General features: G+C 48.1%; 1 protein-coding gene and 1 pseudogene. Both read right to left on the minus strand.

Going from position 1 to position 7,976, the window contains the following annotated elements; translation table 11 throughout:
* Positions 1 to 325 precede the first annotated feature (325 nt).
* Positions 326 to 2,760: pseudogene (tamL, locus tag JCM15124_RS14405) on the minus strand (translocation and assembly module lipoprotein TamL).
* Positions 2,744 to 7,801: a translocation/assembly module TamB domain-containing protein gene (locus JCM15124_RS12095; RefSeq protein ID WP_306303139.1), complete on the minus strand. Its 5,058-nt coding sequence runs from the start codon at positions 7,799 to 7,801 to the stop codon at positions 2,744 to 2,746. The pseudogene tamL and the gene JCM15124_RS12095 overlap by 17 nt, the downstream one beginning before the upstream one ends.
* Positions 7,802 to 7,976: the final 175 nt, after the last annotated feature.

Here is a 7,976-nt window from a genome sequence, read left to right on the forward strand (position 1 = left end):
CCACCCTTGATATATTCGTCATTCCTGAACATACTGATGGCTGCCCACAGCATAAAGAAGGGAATTACGTTGATAGCAATACTAACGAACGAAAAAAAGATACCGAGGGAACGTTCAAAAGATACCGAGTGATTTGAAGATTGCTCGGTATCTTTTAAATGTTCGGTCGGTATCTTCTTTCCAAATGGTTCTGAAAAAGTTTTATAACATATTCGGTAGAGAAAAAAGCCTGCAGAAACTTGAAAGATTGGAAAATCATACTTCTACGTTTTCGGTAGCTTCGTTAGGTATGCAATAAATCACGCCCCGATGTTTTTTTTGTAGTTTAGAAAGGCAGTCCGATAGCGAGGTGCAGGGCTTGCGCATCTCTGAAATGGCGAATGTTGTATAGCCTGTTGAGCCCCGTTTCGTAAGGCACGTGCAGACCTACACCCCAATCCAAGCGGAGCATAAAGAAACCGATGTCGTAGCGTATGCCAAGACCTGTGCCGAAAGCCAACTCTTTGAGAAAGTTGCCAAACTTGAATTGCGAACCCGGACGGCGGTCGTCGTTGTGCAATGTCCACACGTTGCCGGCATCGAGGAAGATGGCACCATAGAGATTTCCTACAAGATGAGGGCGATATTCTATGTTGGTTTGGAACTTCACTTCGCCTATTTGCTCCACATACGACCGTCTTTGCATTGTTGAGCGATAGGTTCCGGGACCTATTTCCCGCACATTGAAGGCTCTGATGCTGTTCGCACCCCCCACAAAGAACTGTTCCGAGTAGGGCGCAATGCGACTATTGCCATACGCCCATATCACGCCTGCATTTACATGAGCTGCTATCGACGATTTGGAAGACAGCGTCCAGAGCTTGGTAAAGTTGGTTTCGAGTTTCACGAACTGTGCAAATGGATTCTTGAACATTGTCTTGCCCTGCTTGTTCCATTTCTCTCCGCCTACCATATAGCCCAAAGAGAGCAGGTTGGAGGCTTCGCTCACGGTAGACCACCAACGTATGGGGTGGGCGTAACCCTTTGGACTTTGGTACGTGTACTGAAATACCGACTTCGGAATAAACTGGTCTGCCATAGAAACTTCGAGATATGGCACGCTGTCGATAAGTTCCCTAAAGCGGTCGGTAACGGTGTGCATATACTCATAGGTGAGCGACAGAGGTTTGAATATGAACGAATTGCGCTCGTTGGGAGACCAACTGTAAGTGAGTTCGCCTGCTACTACGTGGCGTTTGAAGTATTGTGCCCGTTTGATAATGTTCACCGATGTACTCAAAGTAGTTGTTGGCGATTCGAAATAGGTTTTGCGTGGCTTCAGCGTTAAGGGTTTGCCCTCTGCCAAAGCAGCCTCTTCAAGTCGTCGTAGCCGTTCGCGTCGGATGCGTGGAGGCGTTCTGAACGGATTAATAAAGCGGGGGAACTGCAGGCTTGCCTCTGCTCCATACTGGTAATCGTTTATACCTCCTGTCGAAGTGGCGTCGTCGCTACGTTTCGTTGCCCACTCGTAAGCACCGTGCGCACGTAGGTTCAGTACTTCAGCACCACGGAAAGCGTTGCGTTTCGTAAAGCCGACAACAAGTTCGGGACCGTATTTCCCTGATGTTTTTCCACGTCCGTAGGCTTCTACATAGAAGTCGTAGGGGCGGTCGAAAAGGAAGTCGAGCGTAACGTCGAGTGTGCTGCAAGTATCTGTTTCATCGTGTGGCTTGAACGAAATGCTCGATGCTGAGAACAGTCCCGTAGCGTTGAAACGTTCCATTGTCTCGGCATGTTTGTCTTGTTGGTAGAGGTCGCCACGGCGGAACTGCAAGTTATTGGCTATCACTCGTGAGCGCAATGGTGAGCGACTCCTATTGTAATTGACTGTGAAGTTGCGTCTTTTACTTTGATTGTGCAATTCTTCGAGGAAAATTTTCTGAAGGTTTAGGGTGATGTCGCCGATGCGCCATTTTCGCAAATCTGCCTCGCTGACGGAATCGGCAAGCTGGAGTCGTGTTACAACCTTGCCACGAACGGAGGTCGTGTCGGCAAGATAGCTGGCATCGTTGTTTTTATAATAGTAGTAGCCGTTGTTGCGAAAGAGGTTCGTAATTCGCTGTCGCTCCTGCTCAAGCGTAGCCACGTCGAAAGGTACGCCACTCTTTATGATGGCATTGGGGCGGGCAGCCTCTATCAAACTGTCGGCTGTGGGCGGAAAGTTCACGTATCGCAGACTGTCAATCGTCCACAAATGCCCCATATTCACGATGTACTTCAGTTTTATTTTCTTCTTATTCGGCTGTGGTACAAGCTGATGTGTGATTTTTCCATTAAAATATCCGCGCTTGTTCAGCAGGTTTTCGCCCACTGCAGCGTGCAGGTCGGGCGACACGGTAGATAGGGTGATGGGTCGCGAACCAAAGGTTTTTGTTATCCATTTGCCAAACTTGGTGGTATCGGGGGAGAAAGCATTCCATAGCCACAAGCCCACGGGGAAAGGCGATTTCAGCGACGGACTGCCGAAAAGCGAGCCGTTTGGCTTCGTGGCAAGCACGATGTCGAGTTCTTCGCGTACAGCGTTGAAGTGCGCATCTTGTTTATAGTTGGTGTATTCCGTAGCTTCATGCCCGTGTAGAGCTGTTCGCCGTCGGGCAAAGCACCGGTTGTGCTGCACGCTGCCAACGCCGTGAGCATCAGCAACAAGGCGAAAGCAGCGCAGAAAATGTTGCCATACTTTGCAAAACTGCAGTGGAAGATATTTCTATTGTTTCTTTTCATTCACAAATTTTATTAAGCTGTCGCGTTCCTGTGCTTGTTCCTTGTTACCTTTAAAGCGGAATATATCTTTAAAGTGCTGCAGCTTGCGTCGCCACATAAAACCTACGCCGAACTCACCTTGGTTACCTTCGAGCCAATCGTAAGCCTCCCGCTCATAGTAAAGTTTAAGATATTGCGTTTCTTTCTTGTTCAAGCGGTATTCCAACGAGAAGTTATCAAAGAACGCACCGTTCTGTTCGGACATCTGCGAGCCTGTCGATACGCGCCCACCCATAATAATTCGCAGGCGGTTGTCCCATAATCGTTTCGAGAACTTAAATGTATAGTCGGTGTGCAGACTGCCTGAAGCGTCGGCAGCACTCTCCATATTGGCTGTAATATCTACACCCATTGAGTTCAAGGCACGCCCCGTAATAGCATTCACTTGATTTTGAAAGAAGCCCATCAGCGCACTGTTCATGGCTGCATTCGCCGTTGAGCCGTTGCTACCATCGAAGTACATACCCGAGGCAAGCATTGTAACAGCAAGTTTCGAGCGTTCTTCTACACTCTTTGTGTTCAGCTTGCCTTGCATTTCTTGGTCTTCCGGAGCTTGTATAATGAACTCTATACCGGGGTTGGGAAATCGTTTCGACAGGCGCACACCGGCATCGAAGTCTACCAACCTACCACTGCCTGAACCGTCAGACACATTGGTGCGCACACGTTCGGTGGCTGTAATGCTCAGCGTAGGCTCGGCAGGATTACCTGTAAACTCTATGTAGCTGTCCTCGTGAATTTGGAAAGTGCGCAGTGGAATAATAGGCAACGAGTACTTCATTTGTCCGCTGTTCATTGTATAACGTCCTCTTAAACGTGTACCATTCGTAGGGTCGTATTGCATTGTGAACGAGCCTCCACCGATAAGGTCTATATAGTTCGACCGTTCAGGGTTCAGTGCGCATACAATGTGGGCTTGGTTGTCGATGCCAATACCAACATTCATGCTGAAGCCTTGAATATCCGGACGTTTCACTACATCTACGGTTGAGTCGTTTAGATTGGTGAATGTAACGAGGTTTTCCAACTCGTTGTCGGTGGCAAGCTGTGCATCGCGCATTACGTAAGTTAGGTCTGTACTGCCCAGCACGTCCATTTTTCCTTCTAAACGGAGCGATGAAAGTAGCCCTTTCATACGTCCGTCGAAATCTACAAATGCTTTTCTGTACACCTCAGAACGTAAGTTCTCCTTTGCACTGATTATTTGGAAGTTGCGTGCTCGCATACGTAAATCGGTGGACATACGGTCGAAATCGGAGAAATCCAAGTAGCCTATGATGTTCAGCGGTGCATTGTTGTTGGCGAAAACCTCGAAGTTTTCAAATTCCACTCTGCTGTTTTTAATTAGTACAGGGTCGTTGGCAAAGCGCATTTCCACACCGTATGGTTCGCTGAAAACGTGCGACGAATCGAGATAAACTTCGCCATTTATGTCGAGTTTATTGAGCGGTCCCTGCATAGTGAGTGTACCTTCGCCCGTTCCTCGCAATCCTACGATGCGGTCGGGAATAAATCCGTTGATGTAATTCAGTGGGAACTTATCCATCGTAAACTCTGCTTCAAGACTGCCTTTGCCTCTGCTGTCATACGTTCCCGACAGCTTTCCTATTTCCATTTCGTCTTTCGACAGTATGGCATCTATATAGTGCGAGCCGTCGTTCTTTGGTATATAGACGAACTGTGCCCCCACGTTGCCCATGCTGTTCAGTTCGTACATCATATTCTTTATGCCCATATCGCTCGATACGGTAAGGTCGGTTGCAGTTTGCACCACGTGGTAGTCGCCGTTCAACTCGCCTGATATTCTCGGTGCAAACGGCAAAACGTTCATCAGCTGGCTAAGCTCGAACTTATTCACCGATACGGTAAAGTTCTGCAATGCCGTAGAGTCGGCGTCATCGGTGTATAGGTGCAGACCTGCTCCGTCGTCGGCAAGCAGCTGCATTTCGGCTGATAATCGGCGGTTACGACCTATGTATAGGTAGTTATTTTCGTTTACGTTGAAGTTCTTATAGCCGAGAATTGCCTTTGCCGATGTTAAAGAAAGGTTGATGCCTTGTTCCTGCATGGCAGCCTGTGCCGATAGGGCAAGGGCAGTCTTGTCGTTCATATCGGTAACGGCAAGTGATGTGTTCATACCTCGTTCAAAAAGCGAGCCATACACAAAACCCTTGTAAGGATAGTTGTTGTCCGCCTTGTTAAGAATCTGAACGGAATAGTTCAGCCCCGTGTCGTTGGTGGTTAAGTCCATAATGAGCGTATCGACACGCAGGTCGTTGTAGACAAGCGAATCGACAAAGATGTTGCCGTTGAGTCCCTTTGCGGGCGATGAGGAGAGGTCGATGTCGGCTGTTTTAAAGACGTAGCCCTGCTGTGCCAACAGCTTACTGAAGAGGTTGCCTTCTCCACTTACGAGTTTCAGTCGTCCAACAGGCAGTAATGCTTGTATTGCCATTTGGTCGATGCGCTTGTTTTCAATCTGTTTGTTCAGATTGTTAGCAATGTTTTGTCCTGCCTTCAGCACATGTTGATAGCTTCCTTGCCAATCGGTGTTCAGCACAAAGTCGCCTCCTTCTATCACGGCGTGAGTGGTATCGGCACGGCTAAGTATATCAATGGTAACATCGCCGGGCGTAAATCGTTCGTTAGCGGTCTGCACTTGCAAGTTGCCGAGCATACCACGAACTTTCAATTGGTCTGCCATATCAGTGTCGAACTCTATGTTTGTAGCAAAGTTCGATACGAAAGGCTTGTCCACTATGCCCAGTTGGTAGATGTCGGTATGGCGTACAAGTCCGTTGGCACTGCCGTTTAGCCGTTTGCCTGACATATTTGCGTGAATGTTTAAGTCGCCATCGAAGAGCGAAATGTCTTTCTCGCCACGCTGTTCGTTTAGTTTCAAGTTGCCGAGATAGCCTTCTAAGGTATAGTGGTTGGCTCGTTCGGAACGGAAAGCAATGTTGGCTTGCGTGCCCAAGATATAATTCTTATCCATCAAGCCCAAGCCTTTCAGGTTGGCATAGGCAAGGTTTCCTTTTACGTGGGCGTTTGTTTTTACTCCGCTAACGCTTGCTGTAATGTCCAAGTCGCCTGCTGCAAGACGTTGCGTGCCGTGCCGTCCTTCATTCGTCAGTACGAGTTGGCGCAATGGTCCGCTCACGTAGTGGTTATTCTTCATATTCGAACGCACGTCTATATCAACCCAAGTAGACACCACATAGGTTTCTTTCATAGCACCAAGCTGCTTCAAATCTACACGGCGCAACCACCCATGCAAGTGTCCGTCTGCCATCTTGTCGGTCAGCTTGCCCCGATAAGTGAAGTCGCCGCCCAACATACGGTTCGTACTTACGATGTGTGCGGTGGTTGTTCCGCCTGACATTGCAATGTCGGCACCGATGCCGTCGAACACATAAGTACCGAAACGGAATTGACCAATGCCTGCCTTCAGACGCAACGACGACTTCGGATTGAGTACGTCCGTGCCCTTTCCATAAACCGAAATAGTACCTGTGAAGGGGTGTAGTCCGCTTTTCGGCATGAAATGTTGCAACTGCAGATTAATGGCTCTTGCAGTAACATTATAGGTTCCGCTGCTTGTGTTGTAGCTGCCCTTTACTGCGACATTGCCGCCTCCTTCGTACAGCAACATATCGGCATCGTATTGTGTGCCCCTCGCCTTTATTTTGGCATTGAAGCTGATACTTTTAGGAATGTCGATGGTGTGGGCTACGCTCTTTGGCAACAACTGTTTAGCAAAGCGAATGTCTTCTAAATTGCCGCTAATGGCAAGGTTTGCCCGCATGTTTCCGGTACTTTGCAAGTTGGCTATCCTACCATTGGCGTTCATATAGAAGTACTGTGGCATACCGATGTGTAATTTCCTCATCGCCAAAGCCTTCATGTTGCCTTGCAGTGTTCCATCTACGTTAATCCGTTTCGTAGGAATGGCACGCAAAATATTGGTTGGCACAGATGCAAGAAGGAGGGGTTGCAGGTCGTCTTTTCGCACAAATCCCTTTACCGTAACGGCTATTTTACCCGGCTTTTCGTCGGCAAAAGCATTCAAATCCATTACAATGTCGCTGTGGATTTCGCTTTCCGGCATACGCAAGTAGAGCGGTTGCAGATACAGACGCATACTATCGAGTTTGAAACGAGTGCGCATATCTCGCACTGTCAGTCCGCTACGTTCCACAAAATTGGCTGCCCGAATGTTTGCCGAAATACCCTCATCGCTATACGCAAGTGAGTCGATGCCAATATTAATCTTCCCGAGTGCCATGTGGGCAGCATCGAAACCACTCCGCATCTTTGGCTCGTAGGTCTTGTCATAGGCAAGCGAGCCTCCCTGCCAATCTATTTGGCGTACCCGATACACATTATTATATAGGTCGATAGCAGTTCCTCCTACCGTAGCTTTTGCGAAATTGGCACCCACTACCATCGTGTCGCCGGGCATACGCAGGCGGAAAGCCGTTCGATAAAGGCTCAGTTTGTCGATATTAATCTTCCAAATGGTCTTTTCTTTCGATGTGTCCTTCGGCATCGTGTCGCTGAGAGCAATGTCGAGAAAGCCCCCTTGAATGTCGGCTTGGTTGAGCAATGCCATCGAGTTTTTAAGGTCTATGCCGTGCGAAACAACGTGCAATCGCTCCAAGTTGCCCCGTATCTGCAAATCACCAATGTAGTTCATGGTATTTGCTTTCAGCCCTTTAAAGGTGAGCTGGTCTACTTCTACCTTGCTTTTAAGCAAGGGAAGCAACTGCACATCTACTATCAGCTCCTTCACATCAGCTACAGTGTCGCGCCTTTGCGGAATGCTGTCGTTGGGTCGCAACATCGTGAACCTCTCGAGCTTAAGGTCGAGGGGGAAACTAAGCGACACGTGGTCGAGACTGATTTCCAGTCCTGTTTGTTCAGAAGCATAGCTTATCGCCTTCTTTACAACCCATTTCTGAATAGGGGGAAAGTAAAGAAGAACGAATAAAAGTATAAACAACGAAATGGGTGCTAACACTATGGCTATCAACCATTTCAAAGGTTTCCGTATGCGCATGGGCAACTCTCAGCAGTTGGGACGATACATTTTAGATTGCAAATGTACTAAAAAAAAGAGTGCTAATGCAACAGTTTGTGAGAAAAAGTTGGGTGTAGGATTGTGTTTAAGGCATGGC

The organism is Prevotella falsenii DSM 22864 = JCM 15124 (assembly GCF_000613945.1).
Classification (GTDB): domain Bacteria; phylum Bacteroidota; class Bacteroidia; order Bacteroidales; family Bacteroidaceae; genus Prevotella; species Prevotella falsenii.